Here is a 24,995-nt window from a genome sequence, read left to right as displayed (position 1 = left end):
TACGTATTGAAGGAAATTAGATGAGCAGCACTGCCTTACCTATTCAAGCCGCGAGCCGACAGGTATGGGGAGCCGTCCTGGCGATGTCGCTGTGCGCCTTCGCCTTGGTGACTTCGGAGTTTCTGCCGGTGAGCTTGCTCACACCGATTGCGACCGATCTCGCGCTGACAGAGGGGCAGGCCGGACAGGCGATTTCAATTTCTGGCCTCTTCGCGGTCATCACCAGTCTTTTCATTTCCTCAGTCATTCGCCGGCTCGACCGAAGACCCGTTTTGCTTTTCCTGACAGCCTTGATGATTGCCTCTGGCACGCTCGTCGCTTTTGCCCCGAACTACTCGACACTGATGGTGGGTCGAGCCATTTTGGGGATCGCCATAGGTGGCAGTTGGTCAATGTCGACCGCCGTCATGATGCGGATTGCTCCCGAGAGTTTTGTGCCTAAAGCCATCGCTTTGATTCAGGGCGGTACCGCACTTGCCACTGCAGTCGCAGCCCCCATTGGCAGTTTCATGGGCGGGTTGATCGGCTGGCGAGGTGCATTCTTCTGCGTGGTTCCGCTCGCCGCTCTGGCGCTCTGTTGGCAAGCATTCACGCTGCCGAAAATGCCTGACCAAAATGAATCTGGATCTGCACTTGATGTATTTCGGCTGTTAGGTAGCGCCAAAGTCTCGCTGGGCATGGCCGCAGTGGCATTTTTGTTTATGGGGCAGTTCGCGTTATTCACCTATCTGCGTCCGTTTCTTGAGTCGGTGACACGGGTTAATGTGTCCGGACTCTCGCTGCTTTTACTGATTATCGGAATGGCCGGATTGGTGGGCACCATGGTGATCGGCCCGGTGTTGAACAGAAGCCTTAATCGAGTGCTGATGATCATTCCACTGCTGATGTCGGGGATTGCTGTGGCTCTACTCGTCTTCGGCAACTCGATGTGGGCGACAGCCGTTTTGCTGGGTGTGTGGGGCCTGATTGCTACGTGCGCGCCTGTGGGCTGGTTCACCTGGCTATCACGCACGCTTCCCCGTGATGCCGAAACCGGAGGCGGTTTGATGGTGGCGGTTATTCAGTTGGCTATCACACTCGGCGCGACGCTGGGTGGGCTGCTTTATGACGGAGTTGGCTACCAGGCAACATTCATCGCGAGTGGAGTATTTCTTCTGGTGGCTGCCGTACTTGCACTGTTCGTATCACGATCGGATCTGCCCCCATTACGATGACAATGCCGCTGTTGCGTGGGGGGAAGTGTGTGCATTGGGTGTTTTCCGGGGGCGACTATTTTGCTCCCTCGCCACAGGTAGCTGATTGTTTGTGCTATCTGTTTTCGTAAGCACATCTGCTTGAAGGCATCCCATCACTGAACGCTTTTCCCGTCGCTGCATTGATTTTTGTCAGAAATGCCAATGCCATCTGGTGTTAGCGTTTTGATGAACAATGGCTACGGCCTTGCCCTGATATGGCTCATTACAACCGTGGTTGACTCAATGGTGCCCAGAGAACAAAGGAGCGGACATGTCTCGCAACAAGCAGAGTCCTATCAAAGGTACGTTGAAGGACGCAAAAGGCATGGAGAACGATGAACCGATATTTCGCTCGCGCAAAGAACGACTGGAAGCAGGTGAGCGTTTATCCGAGAGCGTGCCGCACGCACTTCACGCCGTTTGGAAGCCGAAGCGTAAACACCGCGACCCGATTGAAATCCTGGAAGCGTCTAACCGATATCGCCTGCCCAATCTGATTCCGGTTCGCTACGGGCGCATGTTACGCAGCCCGTTTACCTTTTTGCGTGGCTCTGCCGGGGTGATGGCGCATGACTTGGCTAATACGCCGAACACAGGCATTCAAGTCCAAGCCTGCGGGGATTGTCATCTTTTGAACTTCGGACTTTTTGCCACTCCTGAACGCAACCTGATTTTTGACATTAACGATTTCGACGAAACGCTTCCAGCCCCCTGGGAATGGGATGTAAAACGCCTCGCAATCAGTTTCGTCGTGGCTGCCCGTGACAACCGGCTCAGCGACAAAGACGCCCAGGCGATAGCGGTCCAGTGTGTTCGTGCTTACCGCGAGCGCCTGCGTAAACTGTCTAAGATGAGCCCGCTGGACGTCTGGTATGACCGCCTGGACGCTCAAACGATCATCGACATGGCCCCCAACGCGAAAATCAAAAAGAACCGAGTTCAGCTGATTGCCAAGGCCAAAGCACGCATCGGCGAATACCTTTATCCGACAATCAGCAGCGTAGTAGCGGGACGTCGACGCCTGCTCGATCAGCCACCGATACTGTTTCATATCTATGAAAAGGACTTTGCACAACGTGTGCAGGTGGCGCTGCAAGACTATCGATTATCGCTACCGCTTGAACGGCGTGTGCTGTTCGATCGTTACCGTCTCGAAGACTTTGTCGTCAAGGCTGTCGGGATCGGAAGCGTCGGCACCTATTGTTTTGTCGGCCTGTTCTTTTCTGCTGAAAATCACCCGTTGCTCCTTCAATTCAAGGAAGCCTGTCCTTCGGTGTTGGCTCCTTTTGCGGGCAAGAGTGACTTTGAGAATCAAGGTGAGCGCGTGGTCACCGGGCAACGCCTGATGCAGGCCTCCAGCGATATTTTCCTGGGCTGGACGCAGGGGGAAAGTGGCCGGCATTTCTTCGTCCGGCAGTTGCGAGACATGAAAATGGCGGCCCCTGTCGAAGGCGCGACGGTCGATCAGATGAAGCTGTATGCCGAGTTGTGCGGTCTCACACTGGCCCGTGCCCACGCCAAATCCGGGGATGCTGCGCTCATCAGCGGCTATTTGGGCAAGTCGGACACCTTCGATCTGGCTATTGGCGAATTTGCCCAGAGCTACGCCAAGCAAAACGCGAAAGACCATGCCTCGTTGGTGGCCGCTGAAAAATCGGGGCGCATCAAAGTGTTGAGAGAAGAAGACTTATGAAACCGATCCAGTGCGCAGTCATTACCTCGCGTGCTGAACCCGATTGCCCAGTGCAACAGAACAATACGTTGTGAGGCAAGGTCATGGATCACGATCTTTCAACGGCGAAGACCAGGCTATTGCCGGGCCGTACTCGTCAAGTAGCGCTCTTCTTCGTTGCCTGCTGCGTGACCGGGTGCACAACGATGGGACCGAACTCGATTCAGCGTGACCGTACAGATTACAGTGCAGTTATTGCCTCGACCTGGAAAGAACAGACACTGCTCAATATCGTCAAATTACGCTACGCAGATGCGCCCGTGTTCCTCGAGGTTTCCTCGGTCATTGCCTCCAGCGCGATGCAGAGCCAGGTCACCCTCGCAGCGAGTTGGTATTCTGGACTTCCCAGCGATGGAAACAGCCAGGCCATAGGGGCTTCCGGGGTGTACACGGATCGACCGACGATCAGCTACACCCCGCTTTCCGGGGAGAGATTCTCTCGCTATTTACTGCAGCCCCTATCGCCGGCTGCCGTGTTCTCCCTGATTCAGGCCGGCTATCCTATCGATCGCGTCCTGCAATTGACCACCAGCGCCGTTAATGGTGTCTATAACCGATCCACATCCCCCTCGCGTTTTCGAGCAGCAGATCCGCGTTTCTACGAGTTACTGGAGGCCTTCAGACGGATCCAGCGCTCTGAGTCGCTGGGGATGCGCATCAATCAACGAAGCAACGATGAAAGCATGCTCGTCCTGATCTCGCGGGACGTCTCCGACGACATCGAGAAAGATCGCCGAAAGGTGCGCGAACTCCTTCACTTGAGCCCCGATGCCAGCGAGCTGAATCTAAAGTTCGGCATGGTGCAGCAGGATGATACCGAGGTCGTGCTACTCACTCGTTCCATGTCGGAAATCTTCGTGGAGCTGGCCGCTACCATCGAGGTTCCACCTGCCCATGTGCAAGAAGGACGTGCAAACCCGGCGCCTGCCGCGCCTGAGCATCCAAGCCCATGGGACGAACCATTAGTGCGCATTCACTCAAGCAGGGAGCGGCCAATCGATGCCTATGCAGCCGTTCGCTATCGCGACTATTGGTTCTGGATCGATGACCGTGACATGAAATCCAAATCGGAGTTCTTGTTTATTCTTGTACTGTTTTCGCTGGCCGAAACGGGCGTGGCGCCACAGACACCTGTGATCACCGTGCCCGCAAACTGAGCGACTGGGGGGGTAGCCTCAAGCCGCTTTTCCATAACGATGGTGCGCTCAGCCCCATGGAACTCGTCGCGGATGTTCTGATAACCCAACGCAGCGTAAAACTCCTCTGCTGTAATCGACGACGGTACCCGCACAGCGCCAACACACGCCTGGGAACAGGCTCAGGCGTGGGGGGAAGTGTGTGCATTGGGTGTTTTCCGGGGGCGACTATTTTGCTCCCTCGCCACAGGTAGCTGATTGTTTGTGCTATCTGTTTTCGTAAAAACGGGACGCTTGGCATCCCGTTTTTTTATGGCGGTGGTCGGTATCAGCCTCCGGCGTGTTTGTTCAGCGCCTCTTCCGCCGCAGCGATTTCAGCCTGGCGCCTGATGATCACGTCGCCTATCGGCGGGCCCTGGAAGCGGCGGGCTTCGAAGCCGAACCAGACGATGGCGGTCAGCACCAGAAAGCCGATGGTGATGTACAGCGCCCATTCGTTCGGTGGCTGGATGCCGATGACGAAGATGATGACCATCGAAAGGATCGAGAGGAGGGCGAACACGGTGTACCAGAAGCGCCCCATGTTCCACGGCCCCATGGTCGGCCACTTCGACGTCCCGTAGGTGAACAGGCCGAGCACGATGGGGATGATGAAGGAGAAGAACAGGAAGATCACCGTGCAGGAGACCACGATGGTATAGACCGGTGTTTCGCCGACCGAGATCACCGACGAGCCCCACACGAATAACACGGCGAGGGTGGCGCCGGTCCAGATTGCAGCCACCGGGCTGCGCAGGGTTGGCGAAACCGAGGACAGAGCTCTGGAGAACGGCAGGCCGCCGTCACGGGAGAAGGCGAAGATCATGCGTGACACCGAGGTCACGGTCGCCAGTCCGCAGAGGAATTGCGAGATGAAAATGGCCACGTACAGCGCCATTTTTACTGTCGGGTTCACTTGCGTGTCCATCGCCCAGAAAAACACGGTCCAGCCATGTTTCGCGGCTTCGTCCATGTTCGGCAGCATCAGCACGAAGGAGCTGAGCATGACCCAGCCGAACAGCAACGACCAGACCACCGACATGACCATGCCGCGCGGTACCGACAGGGCGGCGTTGCGGGTTTCTTCGGAGGTGTGCGCGGAGGCGTCATAGCCGGTGATGGTGTAGATCGGCAAGAGCAGGCCGAGCATGAAGATCCAGCCGTTCGACACCTGCGGCCAGACGCTGCCGCCCGCTTCGCCGGAGTAGTTGCCGAAGGTCCACAACCGGGCGAATTCATAACTGGGCGCCGAGATCAGGCAGACGATGGTCAGCGCCAGTGCCGTGGCGAAGATCAGGTACCCCGAGAAGTCGGTGAGTTTCGCAGTCAGGCCAATCCCCAGGTGGTTACACAAGGCTTGCAGGCCCGTGAGGATCGCCAGGAAAATCATCCGTGTCGTGATGGTGTCTTCCATCCCCAGTGCTGGTCCGAAAGCACCGAAAAAGAAGTAATAAGTGCCGACGTTGATCGCGCCGAGAACGGTGACCAGCCCCAGCAGGTTGAACCAGGCTGTCAGCCAGCCGGTGAAGCGGTTACCGAGAATCGAACCCCAGTGATAGAGGCCGCCGGCGGTGGGGTAGGCTGATGAGATCTGCGCCATGGCCATGGCAAACACCCCGGAGATCAGGCAACCGATCGGCCAGCCGATGCCGATGGACGCGCCACCCGCGCCCGAGGTGCCCTGGGCGAGTGAGTTGATGCCACCCGAGAGGATGCAGATGATCGAAAAGGAAATGGCAAAGTTGGAGAAAACGCCCATTCGTCGCGAGAGTTGCTGGGCATAGCCCATGCTGTGCAGCACCTTGACGTCATCGTCGTGCGACGCGTCGGTGCCGGCTTGGCTTGCTGGCTTCATGTTGTGTGCCCCTTCAGGTTTTGATACGCATCCATCCGGGTCCCGGATGGGCTGGCTTTCAACCCCTTGTCGTACTGCTCCTTTTCCAACCGGTACACCCTGTCCATGCCCTATGTCTGGACAGACAACTGCTCTAAATACGGCCGTGATAAGCCGCGTCGAAAATGCTTGCCGCGCCAGTCCGGGTCAATGGCAGCGGGTTGCCGCCGGCAGAGGGGTCGACAATGGCCATGTCCGCGATCAGGTCGGCCTGTTGGTCATCCACGCCCAACTCGACCAGCGTGTGCGGCACGCCGATGTCTTTGCGCAGTTTGAGGATAAAGGCCAGAAAACTGTCGAAGCCGGGCGAGGGCAGGCGCAGATAAGCCGCCAGGCGCGTGATGCGTTCTTCGATGGCGGGGCGATTGAATTGCAGTACGTAGGGCATAAAGGTGGCGTTGGTCATGCCGTGATGGGTGTCGTACAGCGCGCCGACCGGGTGCGAGAGGGCGTGCATGCCGCCCAGGCCTTTCTGGAATGCGGTGGCGCCCATCGCGGCGGCGGCGAGCATTTGCGCGCGCGCGTCGAGGTCGGACGGGGTGTGCACGGCCCGCACCAACGCGTTGGCCACCAGGCGCATGCCTTCCACCGCGATGCCGTCGGCCAGCGGGTGAAAACCAGGCGCGCAGTAGGCTTCCAGGCAGTGTGCCAAGGCATCCATGCCTGTGCCGGCGGTGACTTTGGCCGGCATGCCGACGGTCAGGGCCGGGTCGCTGATGACCACGCGTGGCATCATTTTCGGGTGGAAGATGATGCGTTTGGTGTGGGTGCGTTCATCGATGATCACCGCTGCGCGGCCTACTTCCGAACCTGTGCCTGCTGTGGTCGGTACCGCGATGACCGGGGCGATTTGGCTGGCGTCGGCGCGTGTCCAGTAGTCGCCGATGTCTTCGAAATCCCAGACCGGCCGGGTCTGGCCGCTCATGAAGGCGATGAGCTTGCCCATGTCCAGGCCGCTGCCGCCGCCGAAGGCGACCACTCCATCGTGTTTGCCGGCGCGCCAGGCATCGAGCCCGCCCGCGAGGTTGGCTTCTACCGGATTGGGCTTGAGGTCGCAAAACAGCGCGACGCCAAGGCCGGCGGCACGCAAGGAGTCTAAAGCCGCCGTGGTGATCGGCGCGCGCCCCAGGCCGCTGTCGGTGACCAGCAGCGGTCGCTGGATACCCTGGCTGCGACAGACCTCGGCCAGCTCGCTGATGCGGCCGACACCGAAGCGAATGCTCGTGGGGTAGTTCCAGTTCCCGGTCAGGCTCATGGCTCAGATCTCATGGCGCAAATGGAAGGATTTTGCTCGGGTCAGATGCTCGTAACCCAGGCGCGACAGGGTCACGCCGCGGCCGCTGTTCTTCACCCCGGTCCAGGCCAGGGCCGGGTCCAGGTAATCGCAGCGGTTCATGAACACGGTGCCGGTGTCGATCGCGTTGCCCAGGTGTTCGGCGGCGGCGAGGTCCTGGGTCCAGATGGAAGCGCTGAGCCCGAACTCGCTGTCGTTCATCAAGGCAATGGCGTGGTCATCGCCGGTCACCGGCATGATGCCGACCACTGGGCCAAAACTTTCTTCGCGCATCACCGACATGTGATGGGTGACGTCGATCAGCACCTGCGGCGCGAGGTAGGCGCTGCCCGGTGCGTCGAGGGGAAAGGCCTTCGGATCGATCAGCGCTTTTGCGCCTTTGGCCAGCGCATCGGCGATTTGTCCGCGCACGAATTCCGCAGCGCCTGGGTTCACCATCGGGCCGAGTGTGGTGGCTTCGTCCAGTGGACTACCCAGCACGTATTGATTCGTCAGCGCGACGAATCGCTCGACAAACGCCGGGTAGATTTTTTCATCGACATAGATGCGCTCGATGGCGCAGCAGCTTTGCCCGGAGTTGAAGAAGCTGCCGTCCACCAGGTTTTCCACTGCGTGGTCGAGGTTGGCGTCTGCGCGGACGTAGGCCGGGTCTTTGCCGCCGAGTTCCAGGCCCAGGCCGAGGAAGTGGCCTGACGCTGCGCTTTCCATCGTTCTGCCACCGCCGACCGAACCAGTGAAGTTCACCTGTTGCACACGGCCGGAAGCAATGATCGCGGCGGTCTGGTCATGATTGAGCAGCAGGTTATGAAACAGGCCTTCGGGCAGATTGACGCGGCGAAACGCTTCGGCGAACCGTTCACCCACCAGCAGCGTTTGCGAAGCGTGTTTGAGGATGACGCTGTTGCCGGCCATCAACGCCGGAATAATCGTATTCACCGCCGTCAGATAGGGGTAATTCCACGGTGCGACGACCAGCACCGTCCCCATCGGCTCGCGCTTGATACAGCGGCGGAAACCGTCGACAGGCGTGGGTTCAATGGCTGCCAACGCTTCAGGTGCAAGGGCGATCATATGCCGGGCGCGCTCTTCGAAGCCGCGCAGTTCGCCCGCGCCAAAGCGCACGGGGCGGCCCATCTGCCAGGCCAGTTCCGGGACGATCTCGTCCTTCATGGCCAGCATCGCGTCCACCGCAGCATTGCAAAAGGCGGCGCGCTCGCTCAGCGGTCGGCGCTTCCATGACGCCTGGGCAGTTGCGGCAGCCGCCAGCGCCTGCTCGATCTGCGCAGGATTGGCACAGCGACGTTCGGCATAGACCCGGCCATTGACCGGTGAAATGAGTTGAATCGTTGCAGTCATGATGGCGGTCTCAATAGCGCTCGAAACCGCGCTGCAATTCCCAGTCGGTGATGCGCCGGTCGTACTCTTTCTGCTCCCACTCGGCGGTGTGCACGTAGTGGTCGATCACTTCATCACCGAATGCCTCGCGCAACATGGTCGAGCCCTGGAGCGCGGCGCAGGCTTCGCGCAAGGTCTTTGACACTTCCGGCAAGTGTTCGTCGACGTAGGCATCGCCCTCGAAGGGTGGTGTGAGGTTGAGCTTCTCGTCGATACCGGCGAGCCCCGCAGCGATCAACGCGGCAAAGGCCAGATAAGGGTTGAGGTCGGCGCCGCCAATGCGGCATTCGATGCGGATGGATTTGCTGCTTTCCGCGCACAGACGAAAGCCGGCGGTGCGATTGTCGCGACTCCAGACCGCCCGGGTCGGCGCAAAGGTGCCGGCCTGAAAACGCTTGTAGGAATTGATATAGGGCGCGAGAAAGCAGGTGATGTCGTTGGCATATTTAAGCTGCCCGGCCACCCACGCGCGCATCAGTTTCGACATGCCGAACTCGGCCTTGGCGTCGAAGAACAGCGGCTTCTTGGCGTTCTTGTCCCACAGCGAATTGTGGATGTGGCTGCTGGACCCGGCGGCGTCATACCGCCACTTGGCCATGAACGTGATCGCCTTGCCTTGCAGCTGCGCGATCTCTTTGCAGGCGTGCTTGATGATGACGTGGTGGTCGGCCATGGTCAGCGCATCGGCGTAACGAATGTTGATCTCTTCCTGGCCGGGTCCCCATTCACCCTTGGAGTTTTCCACGGGAATGCCGGAGGCTTGCAGATGCTTGCGAATCGCCCGCAGCACTGGCTCTTCGCGGGTGGTCTGGAGGATGTTGTAATCCTCGATGTAGTGGCCGGCGGTTTTCGGCTTGTGGTAGTTGCGCTTGTGGATGGCCTCGTAGCTTTCGTCGAACAGATAGAACTCAAGTTCCGAGGCGAACATGCCGGTGTAGCCGCGTTCGCGCAGTCGCTCGATCTGCTTTTTCAGAATCGCCCGCGGGCTGTGCGGCAGGTCGCGTCGATGGTGGTGATCAAGCACATCACACAGCACCAGCGCCGTGCATTCCAGCCAGGGCACCCGTCGCAAAGTGGACATGTCGGGTTTGAGGACAAAGTCGCCGTAGCCTTTGCTCCAACTGGCGGCGGCGTAACCCGGTACGGGTTCCATGTCGATGTCGTCGGCCAGCAGGTAATTGCAGCAGTGGGTTTCTTCGTGGCCGCTGTCGATGAAAAACTCGACCTGGAATCGCTTGCCGACCAGTCGGCCTTGCATGTCGACCATGCAAACAAGAACAGTATCAATTTCGCCGGAGGCGGCAGCACGCTTGAGTTGATCAAAACTGAGAAGGGGCTCGGTCATCACGTAGTCCTGCGTGAATAGGTTGGGCCTGTCTGAAATAGCTGTTGCAGACGCTCTCCAGAACAACCCCAAACCTGCAGACGTGAGCATCGTGTGCAATAAGCTGCTCTAAGCTTAGCCTACGGCCGCCGAACGCAAGTTTTGGTGAACGACGCCGGGTGAATCAGGCCGAGCCTTGCCGAGGGAGTCCTCGGTGCAGGCTAATTCACTGCCGACCAAAGTTGGCGGTACGCGTCCACCAGTTGATCCAGGCTGAACGCGAGATTTCGCCCACTCGGGTTAGGCAGGACCCAGACCTGGGCATTGGCAAAGGTTTTTGATTGAAGCCCCCAGGCAATGTCGCGCTGGCCGGATAACGCGCCATACGCCGCTTTACCGAGAAACGCGACATAACGCGGCGCATAACGAGCGATCTTCTGTTCAAAACTCGCCGCGGCGGCGGTGAATTCATGCAGGGACAACTGATCCGCACGCGCCGTGGGCCGATCCACCACGGCCGTCAATCCGCAGTGATAGTTCAAGATCGTCCGGTCGTTTTCCGGGCGCACTTCCTCAGGCGTGAAGCCTGCAAGATGCAGCGTGCGCCAGAAGCGATTGCCTCTGCCGGCAAAGTGGTGCCCTTGAGCGGCGGCCGTCATGCCCGGATTAATGCCGCAAAAAATCACCGCCAGCTGTTCAGCCAGAATGTCTTCGAGGCCTTCACGCACCGCAGATCACACCGACCGCATTGCGTGCCAGCTCCGTCAATTCCTCTCGGGATTTGCCTGCCCGTGCGCGTATCGAAATGCTGTGCAGCAGGGAGGACGCGAGGACGGCGAGGGCGGCGGCGTCGACATCGCCTTTGAGTTCGCCGGAATCGATGGCGGTGCGCAGACGCGTTTCCAGATCGGCATCGAGCCTGCTGAGCCGGTCCGACAGTACTTCGCGAATTTCCGGATCCTCGACCGCTTCGGTGGTCGCTGTGCCGATCGCGAAGCAGCCGCGCGGTTGGCCGTCGCCCGAGAAGTAGATCGATAACTGCCCTTCGTAAAAACGCATCAACGCATCGCGCAGGGGCAGGGTGTTGTCCGTCAGCGCCTCGTGCATCGCCGCCGCGGCAAATTCCCAATATTGCTCAAGCGCCTTTATGTAGAGCGCGTGTTTGTCCCCAAATGCCGCATAGAGGCTGGGGCGATTCATGCCCGCTGCGGTGGCGATGCTGTCCAGCGACGCGCCGGAATAGCCGGTGCTCCAGAACACACCAAGCGCTTGCTGCAGAGCTGTCTGCGGGTCGTAAGCGCGTGGACGGCCGCGGCCTTTTCCTTCGGTAATCTTTTTTTGTGCCATGTCGTATAAAAACCTTGATGGAGTGTTTGTGTGGGGATATTCTTACACCATCGCACAAAATTAAGGAACCAGAAATTCCTTGGTTTACGGTTTGTTGAAGCGGAGCTCGAACTGAGTGTTGCGGCGACGAAACAGGTGCGGCGGAGCGATCCTCCCGTCCGTGCTCGGGCTTGATTCATCACAGCAACTATTGACGTCGGGGCCGCCACACTTTTCGCCGGCCCGATGTCCCGGTTAAAGGTGTATTCGATCATGACTAAACAGTTCGACATCCCGGCTTCGCAGAGCTTCGAGCACCCCGCACCGAACCTTGGCGATACGCCCATCAAAAAACCGTTCAAACAGAAACTGCGGCCGTTCCTTATTGTCGGTCTGCCGCTGATTTTCGCCGTCGTCGGATTCGCTCGTTATCAGGCCGGCGCCGCCATTATCTCGACCGATAACGCCTACGCCCGGGTGGCGAAGGCCTCGATCAACGCGCGGATTTCCGGGCAAGTGGTTGAAATCGCCGTCGAGGACAATCAGCCGGTGCACAAAGGCCAGGTGCTGTTCCGCATCGATCCGAAACCGTTGCAGATCGCCGTCAACCGCGCAGAAGCGCAGTTGAGCGTGGCGCGCCTGCGTATCGATGGACTCAAGGCCAGCTACCGTCAGCAACAGGCGGAACTGCAATCGGCCAAAGAGTCGGCCGATTTCGATCAACGGGAATTTGCTCGCAAGAAGGCGCTGGTGGCGACCGAGTTCGTCTCGCGGGCCATTTACGAACGCGCCGACACCGACTTCAAAGTGGCCCGGCAACGGATTGCGTCGGTTGAACAACAGATCGCCAGTACCGTTGTTGCGCTGAATGGCAATCCGAACATCGACGCCGATACCCACCCGACGGTTCGTGAAGCCAAGGCTCAGCTCGACGAAGCGCAGCTCTACCTTTCCTACGCGACGGTGTATGCGCCGGATGACGGCATCGTCGCCAAGGTCGACGATTTGCAGGTCGGCAACTACGTTAACAACGGCGCGCCAGCCTTTGCCCTGCTGTCGGATCGCGAGATCTGGGTGGAAGCCAACTTCCGCGAAACCGACGTCACCCACATGCGCCCCGGCCAGGCGGCGACGGTCAGTATCGATACCTATCCTGATCACGTTTTCAAAGCCCACGTGACCAGCATGAGCCCGGGTGCCGGGTCGGACTTCGCCCTGCTGCCACCGGAAAATGCGACCGGCAATTGGGTCAAGGTGGTGCAGCGCGTACCGGTGCGGCTCGAACTCGATGAGACCGATCCTGCGTTGCCGCTGTTCTCGGGCACCAGCGCCACGGTCAAGGTCGATACCGGCTACCGCACGCCGTGGTGGCAACCGCTCAAGGCTCTGTTGACCGCAGGTAACTTCTGATGAACGCCAACCTTGCCGGACCTCAAGGTGCGGGAACGTTAAGGTTCGCCGCGCTGCTCGCGACTTACATGCAGTCGGCGAACCTGCCGCTTCCGAATGCTGTGCTCAGGTTGATTCAAGGCAGCCTGTCGATGACCGACGACCAGGCGGGCTGGATCTTCACCTCGTACCTGGCAGCGAGCGCCATCACCATGCCGATCGCGCAATGGCTCGCCGGGCGTTATGGGCTGAAGCGGGTTTATCAAACCGCGCTGGCCTTTTTCGTCCTTGGTTTGCTGCTCTCCACCCACGCAACGACGTCGCTGGAATTCATCGGGGCGCGCATTCTCCAGGGCCTGGCGAGTGGCGTGTTGGCGCCGCTGTCGATGGCGATTTCGCTGGAGACATTGCCCCTGGAGAAGCGTGCAAAATTCGGTGCAACCTGGACCGCCATCGTGCTGTTCGGCATCGTCAGCGGCCCGAGCCTGGGCGGCTGGATCGGCGAGCATTTCGACTGGCGCCCGATCTTCTACATCAGCCTTCCGCTGTCGGTCTTTATCTTCCTCGTGATGGCGCTGTTGCTGAATGAGAAGAAAGCCGAAAAGCGGCCGACGTTCGATTTCTTTGGCTTCGGCAGCTTCACGCTGGGGTTGATCAGCCTGCAAATGCTGCTCGACCGCGGTGAACGCCTGGACTGGTTTGCCTCGACCGAAATCTGGCTGGAAGCCATCGGCTGCGCATTGGGGGCCTACCTGTTTGCGGTGCACGTGCTGACCGCGAAGGTGCATTTCCTCAACAAGCGCTTGTTCAACGACCGCAATTTCGTGCTGTCGACGATCATCTTTTTCGCCGTCGGCTTCGTGCTGCTGTCGACCATGGCCCTGACCTCGCCAATGCTCGACGAGATTCTCGGCTATCCGCCGGACACCACCGGTTCCCTGACCATCCCCCGTGGTATCGGGCTGGTCGGCGCGTTCCTGCTGATGAACCGTGTGCCCGAGCGTTTCGACCGTCGGCTGTTCGTGGCGGCAGGCGTTGGCGTGGTGATTTATGCCAACTGGCTGATGCTCGGTTATTCGCCGTTGATGGACTGGTCGCCCGTGGCGTTGGCCGGTGCGGTCCAGGGCATTGGCATCGGCATCTTGATGCCGTCGCTGACCAAGGTCGCGTTCAGCACGCTTGACCCGACGTTACGCCCCGAAGGCACCGGTCTGTTCAATCTGTCCCGTGTGTACGGCAGCACGTTGGGCGTGGCGATTGTGCAGTTGTATTTCTTCAACAACACGCAAGCGATGCACATGGCACTCGTCAGTAACGTGACGCCGTATTCCGTCGCGCCGATGTCCCTGCCAGCACTGGCGGGGCTCAACGAAATGATCACCCACCAGGCGGCGTTTATCGCGGTGGTCGACCAATTCAAGATTTTGATGGTGGCGATGCTGGTGGTGAGCCCACTGGTTGTCTTTCTTCGCAAGCCCGTTCCGACCAACTAGTTTTCGTGGAGTTTGCCCAATGAAATCCAATGCGCACTTCCTCAACAGACAGCTGTTCAAAACCACCTTCGGTGCGGTATCGGCGCTGGTATTCCTGACCGCTTGCACCGTCGGCCCTGACTACCAATTGCCGCCGCCGAGCTTTTCGCAGCACTATGATCAACAGGCCGAGCAACGCCTCGGCCAGGGCGGCAACACGCCCGGCGAACAACGCATCGACTTGGGTAAAAAGGTCCGCGGTGACTGGTGGACAGCCTTCCAGTCGCCGAAGCTCAACAACGTGGTGCGTCGCGCCATCGAGGGCAATCTTGAGCTCGTGGCGGCGGACGCAACGATCCGGCAAGCCGCGTCTTCAGTGGCCGCAGCAGAAGGTGCACTGTATCCGCAAGTCGATTTTGGCGCGACGGCAGGTCGCCAGCGGGTACACAACGCGAAGGAGCCTGCCACTTCCAACTTCTATGCCATCGGGCCACGGGTCGGCTTTGACCTTGACGTGTTCGGTGGCAACAAACGCGTGATCGAACAGCAAGAAGCATTTGCCGCGCTGCAAAAGCATCGTTACGAAGCGGCGTACCTGACCCTGACCGGCGATGTCGCCAGCCAGGCGTTGTTGGTGGCTTCCGCCAACGCGCAGATCGCGGCCGTCGAAAAGCTGCTGGCCAATGACGCGAAGAACCTCGACCTCGTGCGCATGGCCCACACCAACGGCACCACCACGCAGATCGACGTTTCCCTGGCCGAAACCCGGCTTGCCCAGGACCGCACGCTGCTGCCGCCCCTCGCTCAGCAGCGCGATGCCGCACGTCACGCGTTGTCGATTCTGACGGGCAAAGGCCCGGGCGACTGGAGCGCGCCGGACTTCGATTTTGCCGAGTTTGTATTGCCGGCGAACGTGCCCGTCAGCGTGCCGTCGGAAATGGCCCACGGTCGGCCGGACGTCCTGCAAGCCGAGGCCGAACTGCACATGGCCAGCGCGGCAGTCGGCATCGCCACCGCCAATCTCTATCCCCGCGTCACGCTGTCCGCGTCGCTGGCGCAAGCCGCATCAGGCAATGGCGGCGCCGCGCTTTGGGGCTTCGCGGCGGGGATTGCAGGGCCGCTGTTCGATGGCGGAACGCTCAAGGCTGAGCGTCAGGCGGCGGTCGACGGCTACAAGGCGACGCTCGCCGGCTACCAGCAGACCGTCATTCAGTCGTTCGGCCAGGTCGCGGATTCGCTCCAGGCGATCAACCACGACGCCGAGCAAAACCTGGCGCAGGAAGACGCGCTGCGCGCCGCCGACACCAGCTTTCGCTTGAACCAGCAAGCCTACGCGCAAGGTGAGAACAGCATCCTACAGGTATTGGAAGCCGAACGTGCCTACGAGCAGGCGTTACTCGGCCAGATCCGCGTGAAGACCGCGCAATACCTCGACACCGTGCAGCTGTACGTGGCGCTTGGCGGTAATTCTGTCGGCGCGTTCGAGCAGCGCGTTGCCAGTCGTGAAGCAGCGAAACCTTCGTATCAATAGCCAGAGATTGGAGTACAGACATGACTTACGAACCCTTCAACGATGACCTTCGCGACACGAAATTTGCACTGAACCACGGCTCCGTTGAAATGCCGGCCGTGGGATTTGGCACCCTGTTTCGCGACCTCAGCGTCACCACCCAAGCGGTCAAAGACGCGCTGGAAGCGGGCTTTCGCCATTTCGATTGCGCCGAGCGTTATCGAAATGAAGAACAGGTCGGCGTGGCCTTCAAGGAAATGCTGGATGCCGGAAACGTCCGCCGCGAAGACTTGTTCATCACCACCAAACTGTGGAACACCAACCACCGTCCCGAGCGCGTCGAACCGGCGTTCGAGGCCAGTTGCCGACGCCTCCAGGTGGACTACATCGATTGCTACCTGATCCATACGCCGTTTGCCTTTCAACCCGGCGACAACCAGGATCCGAGGGATGAATCGGGCCACGTGATCTACGACGACGGCGTTACGCTCATCGAGACTTGGAGGGCAATGGAGCGCCTGGTGGATGAAGGCCGCTGCAAGGCCATCGGCTTGTCGGATATCACCCTGGAAAAACTGCAGGAAATAGTCGAAGTGGCGCGGATCAAACCGGCCGTGGTGCAAGTCGAGTCCCACCCGTACCTGCCGGAATGGGAACTGCTCGAGTTCTGCAAACAGCATGGGATTATCGTGCTTGCGTTTGCGCCGCTGGGTCACGGCATGGAGCCTAATGTCCTGCAAGACCCGGTGATCACCCAGATTGCCCAGCGTGTGCAGAAGACCCCGGCGCAAGTGGCGTTGGCCTGGTCGGTGCAGCGTGGAGTGGCGTTCCTGACCACGTCTGCGACACCGAGTCATATCCGGGAAAACTTCGATATTTCGACCTTGCCGCAAAGGGCCATGGTTGAAATTCAGAACGACATCACCACCAGGATTCGATTCAACTCAGTGGTGGAAACCGGTGTCCCAGGATTTATTCCGCGCAAGAAGTAACCCATGATGACGGGGCGGCCTTACAAGGCCGCCTCTTCTTTCCATCCCTGCGAGGTGAAAACCATGGACGTGTTCCAGACCCTGCGGTTTTTCGTGGCGGTGGCCCAAAGCGGCAGCTTTACGGCGGCGGCGGAGGTATTGGACACCACCACGACCAACGTTTCCAAAGCGGTTTCCAGCCTGGAAGCCAGGCTTCGCACACGCCTGATCAACCGCACAACCCGCCGTCTGGCGCTGACCGAAGCCGGCCTGCGTTACCTGGAACGTTGCGAGAGGATTCTTGAAGAGGTGCGGGAGGCCGATGAGGAAGCGGGCACCGCGAACACCCAACCTGTGGGCCGCCTGAAGATTCACGCGATGGCCGCCATCGGCAATCACTACGTGATCGATGCCGTTGCCAGGTACAGAGAGCTGCACCCGACGGTCATGTTTGATTTGACACTGACCAATCGACTGCCGGATCTGCTGGAGGAGGGTTACAACATGTCGATCGTGCTGGCCCGGGACTTGCCCGATTCAGGCTTCGTGGCGCAGCGACTCGGCATCACCTACAGCATTCTCTGCGCCTCGCCGGCGTACTTGAAAAAACGCGGACAGCCGGAATCCCCGGCCGCGCTCGCCGAACATGACTGTCTGAAAATCGTGAATACGGTGATGCCGGTTGAAAACTGGGTATTGGAGGGGCCGGATGGCGTGGAGACCGTCAGCGTTCCGCTATCACCGTTCCACATCAACACCGCCGATGGCATGACCGTCGCGATTACCAACGGCATGGGGATTGGTATCCAGCCCATCGCGTCTGCGGTCGATGGCCTGCGAGCCGGCACCTTGGTGCGCGTATTGCCCGGGCACCACCTTGAAGCGCTGAATCTGTATGCGATCTATCCGTCACGAAAGTTCGTCGATGCAAAAATAAAGACCTGGGTGGAGTTTCTCAAATACTCCATTCCGGACGTGCTGGCTGCGGATGAAAAAATCGTCGGCTCAGCGAAAAAAAGATGACGTTGCAGGCATGGAGTGTCGACCCTCCATTTTCCTGACTGGCTTCAACCATTTGAACATCCAGTGCCCATGACCTGGTACTGAAGGACATGGCGTTGACCCTTGGAATCTTCATAGGTCATTCGGGCCGGGACCGGGCCGCACTCGTCTGCAATCTCTGTCACGGTGATGATTTTCTTGATGTCCAGTTTTGTACCGTAGGAGTAGCTTTCAACCGGCGTTTTAATGGCTTCGGCCTTAGACGGGTTGTCGCTTGCAAAGGCCTGTGCGCCTATACCGCCCAGCGCCAGGAACAGCGCAATTTTTAAAGCTTTCATNTNGATTGACCCGGCGTGAGCCGATGGAGACGGACTCCATTGGCTCACCGGGTAGAGACGATGCTAGGGGTTTACCGAACCCTCAAATAGCGGCCCGCTGGACAAACACTGTTGCCGGATTACGCATGAATGGCAGGCGTCGAAAAAGCCAATGGCGTTGCGTCTGCATCAGCGCTGGCGGTGTTGCCTGAGCAGCCTTCAAAGGCCTGAATCAAGGACTTACAAAGTGAATGCGCCGGTCACCGGCAGGTCTTGAAGCGTCTCCTATACTGATCCGCGTTGACCGGTTCAACACAGATCCCGAATGCCGTTGGAACAGCGACTCGCGTTCCGACGGCTTCCCTACGAACTCACCCTCAGGAGAACGATCATGACCATCCGCATTGGCGACGAAGCACCGGATTTTACCGTCGAAAGCACCGAAGGCACGCTGCATTTCCATGAGTGGATCGGCGACAAGTGGGCGATTCTGTTCTCGCACCCCAAGGACTTCACCCCGGTGTGCACCACTGAACTCGGTTACATGGCAGCGCTCAAGCCGGAGTTCGACAAACGCAACACCAAGGTCGTCGGGCTCAGCGTCGACCCCGTCAGTAACCATGCAAGCTGGGCCAAGGACATCGAAGAAACCCAGGGGCATGCGGTCAACTACCCCATGATCGGCGACGAAAACCTGGTGGTGGCCAAGCTCTACGACATGATCCACCCGAATGCCAGCGGCGGCGCACGCACGGCCGTGGACAACGCCACGGTGCGTTCCGTGTTCATCATCGGGCCGGACAAAAAGGTCAAGGCGATGCTCATCTACCCGATGAGTGCCGGGCGTAACTTTGATGAAGTGCTGCGCCTGCTCGATGCGCTTCAACTGAACGCCAAACACACCGTTGCGACCCCGGTAAACTGGCGTCCGGGTGAGGACGTGATCATCCCGACGTCGGTGTCCGATGAGGACGCGAAAAAGAAATACCCGGATGGTTTCAAGACGGTGAAACCTTATTTGCGCACGGTGGCGCAACCGAAGTAACCCCTACGGAGACCCCAGGCATGGCCGTTCAAGTCTTGCGTGTCGAGGCAACGCACATCGACACAATCGCCCACCTCTTCGACGCTTATCGAGGCTTCTACGGCCAGCCCTCGAACCTTCAACAGTCCCGGGATTTCATCGCTGAACGCATTGCCCGGGATGAATCCGTGATCTTTTTCGCATCGGACCTTACCGGTAATGCGCTGGGGTTCGTCCAGCTGTACCCGACGTTCTCCTCCATTGACGCCCACCGCACCTGGCTGCTCAGCGACCTCTTCACCGCTCCCGAGGCCCGGGGGCAGGGCGTGGGGAGGCTGCTGATGAACGCTGCCCGAGCCTTTGCACTGTCGACAGGCGCCAAGGGCATGGTGCTGGAAACGGCCACGGATAATTTCGGCGCACAGCGGTTATACGAGTCGCTGGGTTACGTGCGCGATCCGGGGTATTACACCTACTGCCTCGATTTGAAGCAGGGTTGACCAACGCATAACAACCTCCCTCATCAATAAGCTGCGTGATACCTCGCTGGAACGTGGTTATCCCGCATTCGATCAACGCTGCGGCAACTTCCATCGCTCGCGCCATTGCTCATATTGCCCCTCAGGCATCTGCACCAAAACCGGAGATTCACGCGGATCCAGCCACTCGAACAACCGCGAAATATCACCCTGGTCCATCGCCGTACACCCCAACGTCGGCGAGGCAGGCCCGCGCCAGATATGGAAAAAGATGCACGAGCCGTCACCCGGTGACGCCGGCGTGTTGTGCTCGATAAAGATCCCTTTGCGATACCCAGCCTCTTTGCGCATCTGCTCGGAGCTGTTCCAGTCCTTGGTTATCGCCGCGCCGTCGACCAGTTCGTTGTAACGTTCGGATTTGCTGTCATCCACGCATTCGGTGGCCGAGGTCAGCGCGAGATAAGGCAGTTTTGTATCGCCCGTTGCATCGTAGCCAAACGCCGTTCCAAGCTTGAACATCCCCGCAGGTGCTTTTCCATCGCCTTCACGCTTGACCGGTCCTTCACCAGGCTCAACGTTGCCCAAACCCTTACCCCACGCCAACCCGTTCTTGCCGACCACCACCGCAAACCCGTCACCGACTTTTCGAAAGCTGGTCCCGTCTCGTTCATAGCGCTGGGCAGTGCCCTGAATGTCATCCCAGTTTTTTGTGGTGACCACAATCAGTTGGTGGCTGCTGTCCAGCACCTCGCTGGCACTCAACGGCGTGATGGGAAAATCCATCACATTCTTCGGTGCTCCGTCTCCACCGAAAGTGAAGTGCCACCACTCTTTCGAGTAGCCGGCAAAACCCTCTTTTTCCATGGCGCGGCTGAGTCGCTGACGGTTTTCTTTCGCCGTCGCATTGATCGTCGGGTTGGCGGTGTGCGCACGCTCATCGAAGCAATCGTACCCGGTGCCCATGTCGAGTGCGCCGTCGTGCCAGCGCTGGACATAAGGCGCGGTGCAATCAACTTGCGCGGCCTTGGGTGTCCAGGTATCGGCGGGCAGAGCCTTGGGACCGATGAGCGTCAGGTCCACGGTCGAGCCTCTGGAGTGATTCGACACCCGCGCCACATACCCCAGGCGCCAGAAGTCCTGCTTGTCCACGCGCGGATAGAACTCGGCTTTGCGCGGGTCCCCCGGCTCAGTCGCAAAGCGGCCCATATCGGCCACCGCCCGGCTGGGTCGATAGCAGTCGAACACCTTCAAGCCATAGCCTTGCTTTTGAAGTGCCTGTTGCACCCGGGCGAGGGCCTGGGCGGTGTCCAGCGACAGCAGGCACTCGGCAGCGGCGTATCCGTCGAGTGAGTGTCCGGTGAAGTTATGGGCGCTGGCGTAGCGAATGTCTTGCACGATGGTCGGATCAATCGTGCGCAGGTAGACCATGTTGTCGGGTCTTGGCTCAGCACTGGCGATGCCTGGCAGGATGACGCTCAGCAACAGCAGTGACCGCAGCCACGAGCGGGCTGGCAGGTGGCGGCATTGAACTGGCAAGGGTAGCGAGGAGGGCATACGAACCTTCAGGTTTAAGCGCATGGAGGTGTTGTCGAGTCCGGAGGACGCTTCAAACGGATCTTAAACCATGACCGCCAGTGTCTGGCTGATTCATGTTTAGGCGCAGGCATTACGGCCGAAAACGCAAAGGCGCCCACGATGCTGTCGCGGGGGGGGTGAAAAAGAGGCATTTTGCTGGCCCCGAAGCGTCACAGTTGTCGCCACCAGAGCGGTGGCACGATCAGCGGCTGGCGGGTAGATCCACTGAGTGTTGATCTGCGTCTTGAGCTCCTTGGCCTCATCCTTGACCAGTTTGAGCTGGCGATCCCAGCCTTCGGTGAACACTGCACCCCAGGCACCCAGGTCGAGGCAGGTCACGTACTTCGGTTGACGGTAAGGGGTCGGCGCAACACCCAGCAGATCCGCGGCGACGTTGTTCCCGGCATGACGGCCCAGGGCGATCGCGTGCTGGCACGACATGGCGGCGAAGTTGCCAAGGTCGTCGGTCGCGGCATAGGCGACGTCGCCGGCAGCATAGACATGCGTCTGGCCCAATACCTTCAGGTTCTCATCGACGTGCAAGCGCCCTTGTGGGTCGCGATCGCTGGTCAGGTGTTCGGTCAGCGGGCTGGCGCGGAACCCGACGGTCCAGATCACCGTCTGGGCTTCGATGTGGCGGCCATCGGCGAGGGTCACGCCGTTGGCGTCCACTGCCGCGACACTGGCGTTGACCACCCACTCGACGCCCAGGTGTTCAGACGCCTCGATGATGGAGGGACGAATGCCATCACCCATCGTCGCGCCGATCTGCGGCGCACGGTCGACAATGATCACGCGCACATCCTGATCGTCGCCGAGCACAGCCCGCAGGCGTGCCGGCATCTCGGTGCCGGTCTCTATGCCGGTAAAACCGCCACCCGCGACCACCACGGTGTTACGCGCAACGCTGGCAGGGCGGTCTTTCAGGGATTTGAGGTGGTCTTCAAGGCGCACGGCGGCTTCGATCTGATCCACGTCGAAGGCGTGCTCGGCAAGACCTGGCACCTTCGGCCGGACCAGCTGGCTGCCTGCGGCCAATATCAGACGGTCGTAGCTCAACGTGCCCTCGTGGCCCGCCTCATCGCGGTAGCCGACGGTTTTGGTCTGCTCGTCGATACGCTCGGCCATGCCTTTGACGAAACGCACACCCACCGAATCGAACAGCGCGTCGAGGGGGGCGAACATCTTGTGCACGTCGGTTTCGTAGAAGCGCGGACGTATACGCAATTCCGCCTGAGGCGCCAGCAGAGTGATGTCCACGTCCTTACGGTCGTGCATGTCCAGCAGACGGGCGGCGCTCAATGCACTCCAGACACCACCGAACCCCGCACCGATAACCAGAATTTGCTGTTTCATGATTTGTTCCTGAAAAGAAGTGGTCAATAGTCTTGAAGTTGTTCTTCAAGTTGGCGGGACGGCAGTCGTCCGCTGTGAGTGCATGGTATTGGCGGAACTTTTCCGGCGCACTGCTACGTCGGTTCAGAAAAGTCATACCTCAGTGGCAGGGATCTATACAAAGGTATTAACAGGGGCGCGGAGCAACACATTCAGGAATGTTCTCAGTGGTGTGAAGGTCTGCGAAGTGGCGCTAGTCTGTAAGGTGGTGACACTGGACTGGACGACAGCCTGACCGCAGTGCGGCCTATAAAAAAACCAACGTGTGTTCACCCTCAGATGAACAAAAGCATGCAGTTATCCTGGGACGACGGTGAGCGTATTTTCTGTCGGGAGCTACGCGCGAACGCCGGCAGCGACAGCCCTGTGCTCATCGCGCGGCCTGCGGCGGAACAACCTCTCCCAGCCTGCCTTGGCCGACTCGCACATGAGTTTGGCCTGAAGGACGAACTCGATCGCACGTGGGCGGTGCAGCCGCTTGAGATGTTGCGTGCCACGGTGCAATTCACGCTGCCCGGCCCCCGGATTAATACTTAGGTTTAGGGGAGGTATATTCATAGGTCGTTCAGACTAATCGTATGTACAAATGAAACTCCGCAACCCTGTCGATAGAGTCAATGCAAGGGTTACGGAGGAAGTTGTCATGAGTGCTTTTACCACCAAGGTCGTCGAACGCTGTTTATCGCTTCGTTCAACTGCACGTGTTTGCCTGACCATCATGACAACGGAGATGTCCAGTCAGTTAAGCGCCCTGTTGCCCGTCAATCACCCCTTCGCCGAAACCTACCTGTCGTCCGGCGTTGTGTTGAAATTGATCGACGTCCAGGAGGCCGCGGACAGCTTGCCTGTCGGTGCGCATCTGGTGGGGCCACGCACGTTCTATATGCATCACGGCATCTATCTAGGCGGTGGAAAAGTGGCTCACTATTCCGGGTTCAGCAGTTCATTCAAACCCGGCCCCGTCGAAGTCATCGATCTTGAACGTTTCGCCCACGGCAAACCGGTCTGGATGTATCAGGAGCCAGGCGACTTTCCCTGCCATGAAATCGCCAACCGGGCGCGCTCCAGGATCGGCGAGAATCAATACCGGATTTTCTCCAATAACTGCGAGCACTTTTGCAGTTGGTGCACCCGCGGCAAAAGTTACAGCGCCCAGGTCAATGCCTGGTTGCACAGCCCACGTTCTTTGTTCTCTTTTATTTCGGCGCTGGAGCACAACTTTATTGCCTAGTGCAGGTTAGGCCCGAGCGCGACCCTACAAAAACGTCGCGCCTCGGAAATCGGCCTCAGGTGCTGCTACACTTTTTTGCTACCCATTCTCATTGAGGACCGCCCATGAGCGGCAATCCTTCCTCCAGTAAGCAAGGCAATCAAGGTTCGATGGTGTACGTGGTGGATGACGATGCGTCCATTCGCGACGCCTTGGCTAATCTGTTGCGCTCTGCCGGGATCCAGGTCCAGACATTCGCTTCCACGGCCGAGTATCTTCAGCATCCGAAGACCGGGGGCGCCAGTTGCCTGGTCCTTGATGTACGACTGCAAGGGAGCAGTGGCCTGGACTTCCAGCGTCAGTTGGTGGAATCAAACGCGAACATCCCCATTATTTTTATCACCGGTCATGGCGACATCGAGATGTCGGTCAAGGCGATGAAAGCAGGGGCCGTGGACTTTCTGGCCAAGCCGTTCCGTGAACAGGACCTGCTGGACGCGGTGTCAGGCGCACTTCAGGCCGATATCCGGCGCCGGGAAGTCGAGCAACAGCGATCAGACCTGCACAGCAACTACCAATCGCTGACGGCCCGGGAAAAAGAGGTGATGGCCCTTGCCGCCAAAGGCCTGATGAACAAGCAGATTGCCGGGCAGATGAACCTGAGCGAGATCACCGTGAAAATCCACCGCGCCCATGCCATGAAAAAAATGCACGCCAAGTCATTTGCGGACCTGGTGCGCATGGCCGAGTCCTTGGGGATTGGCCACGATCAATGACTCAAGAGGCCCGCTGGCCCGATCCATTTCGAGTACGGCCGAAAACGCAAAGGCGCCCACGATGCTGTCGCGGGGGGGGTGAAAAAGAGGCATTTTGCTGGCCCCGAAGCGTCACAGTTGTCGCCAAAATCACTTCATTTTCAGGTGGTTAGGCGGAATGCAATTGCGAAGAGTATTTGTCACGATGATCTCGTTTGCCCTGGCCAGCGTTGCAGCCTCTGCCCATGCCAAGGAGCTGGCGTCTAATGAACGGTATATGTGCAGCTGGGGGGCGGGCACGGCGGCGAGGGCCCAGGAACTCAAGCTGGCCGGGGTCTCCCTGTATGCCGCGCGGCAGAAGATCCAGACCATCAAGTTCAGCAAATCGTGGATGCGCATGATGGCGATGGGCATCACCGAGCAGACCTACGACAGCAAGTCGCGGTACAAGCCGGCGGACGTCCGGCAGAGCTTTTATGAAGAGTGCGTGCGGTACAAGTTGGCGCGTAAGTGAAAAAACA

Annotated in this window: 21 protein-coding genes and 3 pseudogenes; 14 read left to right on the top strand and 10 right to left on the bottom strand. The window is 59.2% G+C overall.

Translation table 11 applies throughout. The features are described from left to right. The first annotated feature begins 20 nt into the window (after positions 1–20). The 3 genes from B7L09_RS05250 to B7L09_RS05240 all read left to right on the top strand — a co-directional run bounded on the left by B7L09_RS05250 (position 21) and on the right by B7L09_RS05240 (position 4,124). Positions 21–1,214: an MFS transporter gene (locus tag B7L09_RS05250; RefSeq protein ID WP_094467998.1), complete on the top strand. Its 1,194-nt coding sequence runs from the start codon at positions 21–23 to the stop codon at positions 1,212–1,214. A 538-nt stretch (positions 1,215–1,752) separates the two neighbouring features. After that, complete coding sequence (locus tag B7L09_RS05245; RefSeq protein WP_420802912.1) at positions 1,753–2,928, top strand: DUF2252 domain-containing protein; 1,176 nt, start codon at positions 1,753–1,755, stop codon at positions 2,926–2,928. An 83-nt stretch (positions 2,929–3,011) separates the two neighbouring features. Further along, on the top strand, positions 3,012–4,124 hold the full coding sequence (locus B7L09_RS05240) for a hypothetical protein (RefSeq protein ID WP_010459008.1): 1,113 nt from the start codon (positions 3,012–3,014) through the stop codon (positions 4,122–4,124). A 20-nt stretch (positions 4,125–4,144) separates the two neighbouring features. Here the strand turns inward: B7L09_RS05240 and B7L09_RS05235 are convergent. From B7L09_RS05235 to B7L09_RS05205, 7 genes and pseudogenes are all read right to left on the bottom strand, one after another. Then, positions 4,145–4,267 (bottom strand): annotated as a pseudogene (locus tag B7L09_RS05235) (GNAT family N-acetyltransferase); the annotation flags it as partial. Between the two features lie 164 nt (positions 4,268–4,431). Continuing rightward, a complete protein-coding gene (locus B7L09_RS05230; RefSeq protein WP_094467997.1) occupies positions 4,432–5,997 on the bottom strand; it encodes an amino acid permease in 1,566 nt (521 codons plus the stop codon). 133 nt (positions 5,998–6,130) lie between these two features. Then, positions 6,131–7,291, bottom strand: coding sequence for an iron-containing alcohol dehydrogenase (locus B7L09_RS05225; RefSeq protein WP_094467996.1), 1,161 nt, complete (start codon positions 7,289–7,291; stop codon positions 6,131–6,133). Between the two features lie 3 nt (positions 7,292–7,294). Continuing rightward, complete coding sequence (locus B7L09_RS05220; protein ID WP_094467995.1) at positions 7,295–8,686, bottom strand: aldehyde dehydrogenase family protein; 1,392 nt, start codon at positions 8,684–8,686, stop codon at positions 7,295–7,297. Positions 8,687–8,696: 10 nt separating this feature from the next. Further along, a complete protein-coding gene (locus B7L09_RS05215; RefSeq protein ID WP_094467994.1) occupies positions 8,697–10,070 on the bottom strand; it encodes a glutamine synthetase family protein in 1,374 nt (457 codons plus the stop codon). Between the two features lie 200 nt (positions 10,071–10,270). Beyond that, positions 10,271–10,777 carry a G/U mismatch-specific DNA glycosylase gene (mug, locus tag B7L09_RS05210; protein ID WP_094467993.1) on the bottom strand — a complete coding sequence of 169 codons (507 nt, stop codon included), beginning with the start codon at positions 10,775–10,777 and terminating at the stop codon, positions 10,271–10,273. Further along, positions 10,770–11,396, bottom strand: a complete 627-nt coding sequence (locus B7L09_RS05205; protein ID WP_094467992.1) for a TetR/AcrR family transcriptional regulator — start codon at positions 11,394–11,396, stop codon at positions 10,770–10,772. Before B7L09_RS05205 ends, mug begins: the two co-directional genes overlap by 8 nt. Positions 11,397–11,648: 252 nt before the next feature. Here B7L09_RS05205 and B7L09_RS05200 point away from each other — a divergent pair, with 252 nt between their 5' ends. The 5 genes from B7L09_RS05200 (at position 11,649) to B7L09_RS05180 (ending at position 17,740) form a co-directional block, all read left to right on the top strand. Then, positions 11,649–12,785, top strand: coding sequence for an HlyD family secretion protein (locus B7L09_RS05200; RefSeq protein ID WP_094467991.1), 1,137 nt, complete (start codon positions 11,649–11,651; stop codon positions 12,783–12,785). Then, positions 12,785–14,257 (top strand): DHA2 family efflux MFS transporter permease subunit, encoded by a 1,473-nt coding sequence (locus tag B7L09_RS05195; RefSeq protein ID WP_094467990.1) that lies wholly within the window; start codon positions 12,785–12,787, stop codon positions 14,255–14,257. The genes B7L09_RS05200 and B7L09_RS05195 overlap by 1 nt, the downstream gene beginning before the upstream one ends. A gap of 19 nt (positions 14,258–14,276) precedes the next feature. Then, entirely contained in the window at positions 14,277–15,767 is a 1,491-nt protein-coding gene (locus B7L09_RS05190; protein WP_094467989.1) for an efflux transporter outer membrane subunit, read from the top strand. Between the two features lie 20 nt (positions 15,768–15,787). Further along, positions 15,788–16,738, top strand: a complete 951-nt coding sequence (locus tag B7L09_RS05185; RefSeq protein ID WP_094467988.1) for an aldo/keto reductase — start codon at positions 15,788–15,790, stop codon at positions 16,736–16,738. Positions 16,739–16,801: 63 nt separating this feature from the next. Next, complete coding sequence (locus B7L09_RS05180; RefSeq protein ID WP_094468041.1) at positions 16,802–17,740, top strand: LysR family transcriptional regulator; 939 nt, start codon at positions 16,802–16,804, stop codon at positions 17,738–17,740. A gap of 44 nt (positions 17,741–17,784) precedes the next feature. Here B7L09_RS05180 and B7L09_RS05175 read toward each other — a convergent pair whose 3' ends face one another. Next, positions 17,785–18,057 carry a DUF2790 domain-containing protein gene (locus B7L09_RS05175; RefSeq protein WP_094467987.1) on the bottom strand — a complete coding sequence of 91 codons (273 nt, stop codon included), beginning with the start codon at positions 18,055–18,057 and terminating at the stop codon, positions 17,785–17,787. A 370-nt stretch (positions 18,058–18,427) separates the two neighbouring features. Here B7L09_RS05175 and B7L09_RS05170 point away from each other — a divergent pair, with 370 nt between their 5' ends. Together B7L09_RS05170 and B7L09_RS05165 are read left to right on the top strand one after the other, a co-directional pair. Then, entirely contained in the window at positions 18,428–19,081 is a 654-nt protein-coding gene (locus B7L09_RS05170; protein ID WP_094467986.1) for a peroxiredoxin, read from the top strand. Positions 19,082–19,101: 20 nt separating this feature from the next. Continuing rightward, positions 19,102–19,560, top strand: a complete 459-nt coding sequence (locus B7L09_RS05165) for a GNAT family N-acetyltransferase (protein ID WP_094467985.1) — start codon at positions 19,102–19,104, stop codon at positions 19,558–19,560. A gap of 72 nt (positions 19,561–19,632) precedes the next feature. Here the strand turns inward: B7L09_RS05165 and B7L09_RS05160 are convergent, their stop codons facing one another. Beyond that, on the bottom strand, positions 19,633–21,093 hold the full coding sequence (locus tag B7L09_RS05160; RefSeq protein ID WP_094467984.1) for a M15 family metallopeptidase: 1,461 nt from the start codon (positions 21,091–21,093) through the stop codon (positions 19,633–19,635). 201 nt (positions 21,094–21,294) lie between these two features. Beyond that, positions 21,295–22,470 (bottom strand): annotated as a pseudogene (locus B7L09_RS05155) (NAD(P)/FAD-dependent oxidoreductase); the annotation flags it as partial. A gap of 330 nt (positions 22,471–22,800) precedes the next feature. On the opposite strand from B7L09_RS05155, the pseudogene B7L09_RS32740 reads away from it, so the two are divergent. The 4 genes and pseudogenes from B7L09_RS32740 to B7L09_RS05135 form a co-directional block, all read left to right on the top strand. After that, positions 22,801–23,022 (top strand): annotated as a pseudogene (locus B7L09_RS32740) (serine/threonine-protein kinase PknK); the annotation flags it as partial. A 130-nt stretch (positions 23,023–23,152) separates the two neighbouring features. Further along, the gene (locus tag B7L09_RS05145; RefSeq protein ID WP_010459040.1) at positions 23,153–23,740 is read left to right on the top strand and encodes a lecithin retinol acyltransferase family protein; all 588 of its coding nucleotides are present in this window, start codon (positions 23,153–23,155) and stop codon (positions 23,738–23,740) included. A 104-nt stretch (positions 23,741–23,844) separates the two neighbouring features. Continuing rightward, positions 23,845–24,495: a response regulator transcription factor gene (locus tag B7L09_RS05140; RefSeq protein WP_010459044.1), complete on the top strand. Its 651-nt coding sequence runs from the start codon at positions 23,845–23,847 to the stop codon at positions 24,493–24,495. A gap of 157 nt (positions 24,496–24,652) precedes the next feature. Then, entirely contained in the window at positions 24,653–24,988 is a 336-nt protein-coding gene (locus B7L09_RS05135; RefSeq protein WP_438269292.1) for a hypothetical protein, read from the top strand. Positions 24,989–24,995: the final 7 nt, after the last annotated feature.

The sequence above is a fragment of the Pseudomonas mandelii genome, from assembly GCF_002251635.1.
Taxonomy (GTDB): domain Bacteria; phylum Pseudomonadota; class Gammaproteobacteria; order Pseudomonadales; family Pseudomonadaceae; genus Aquipseudomonas; species Aquipseudomonas mandelii_B.
The sequence above is the reverse complement of the archived record's forward strand: the minus strand, read 5'-3'. Positions and strand labels throughout refer to the sequence as shown.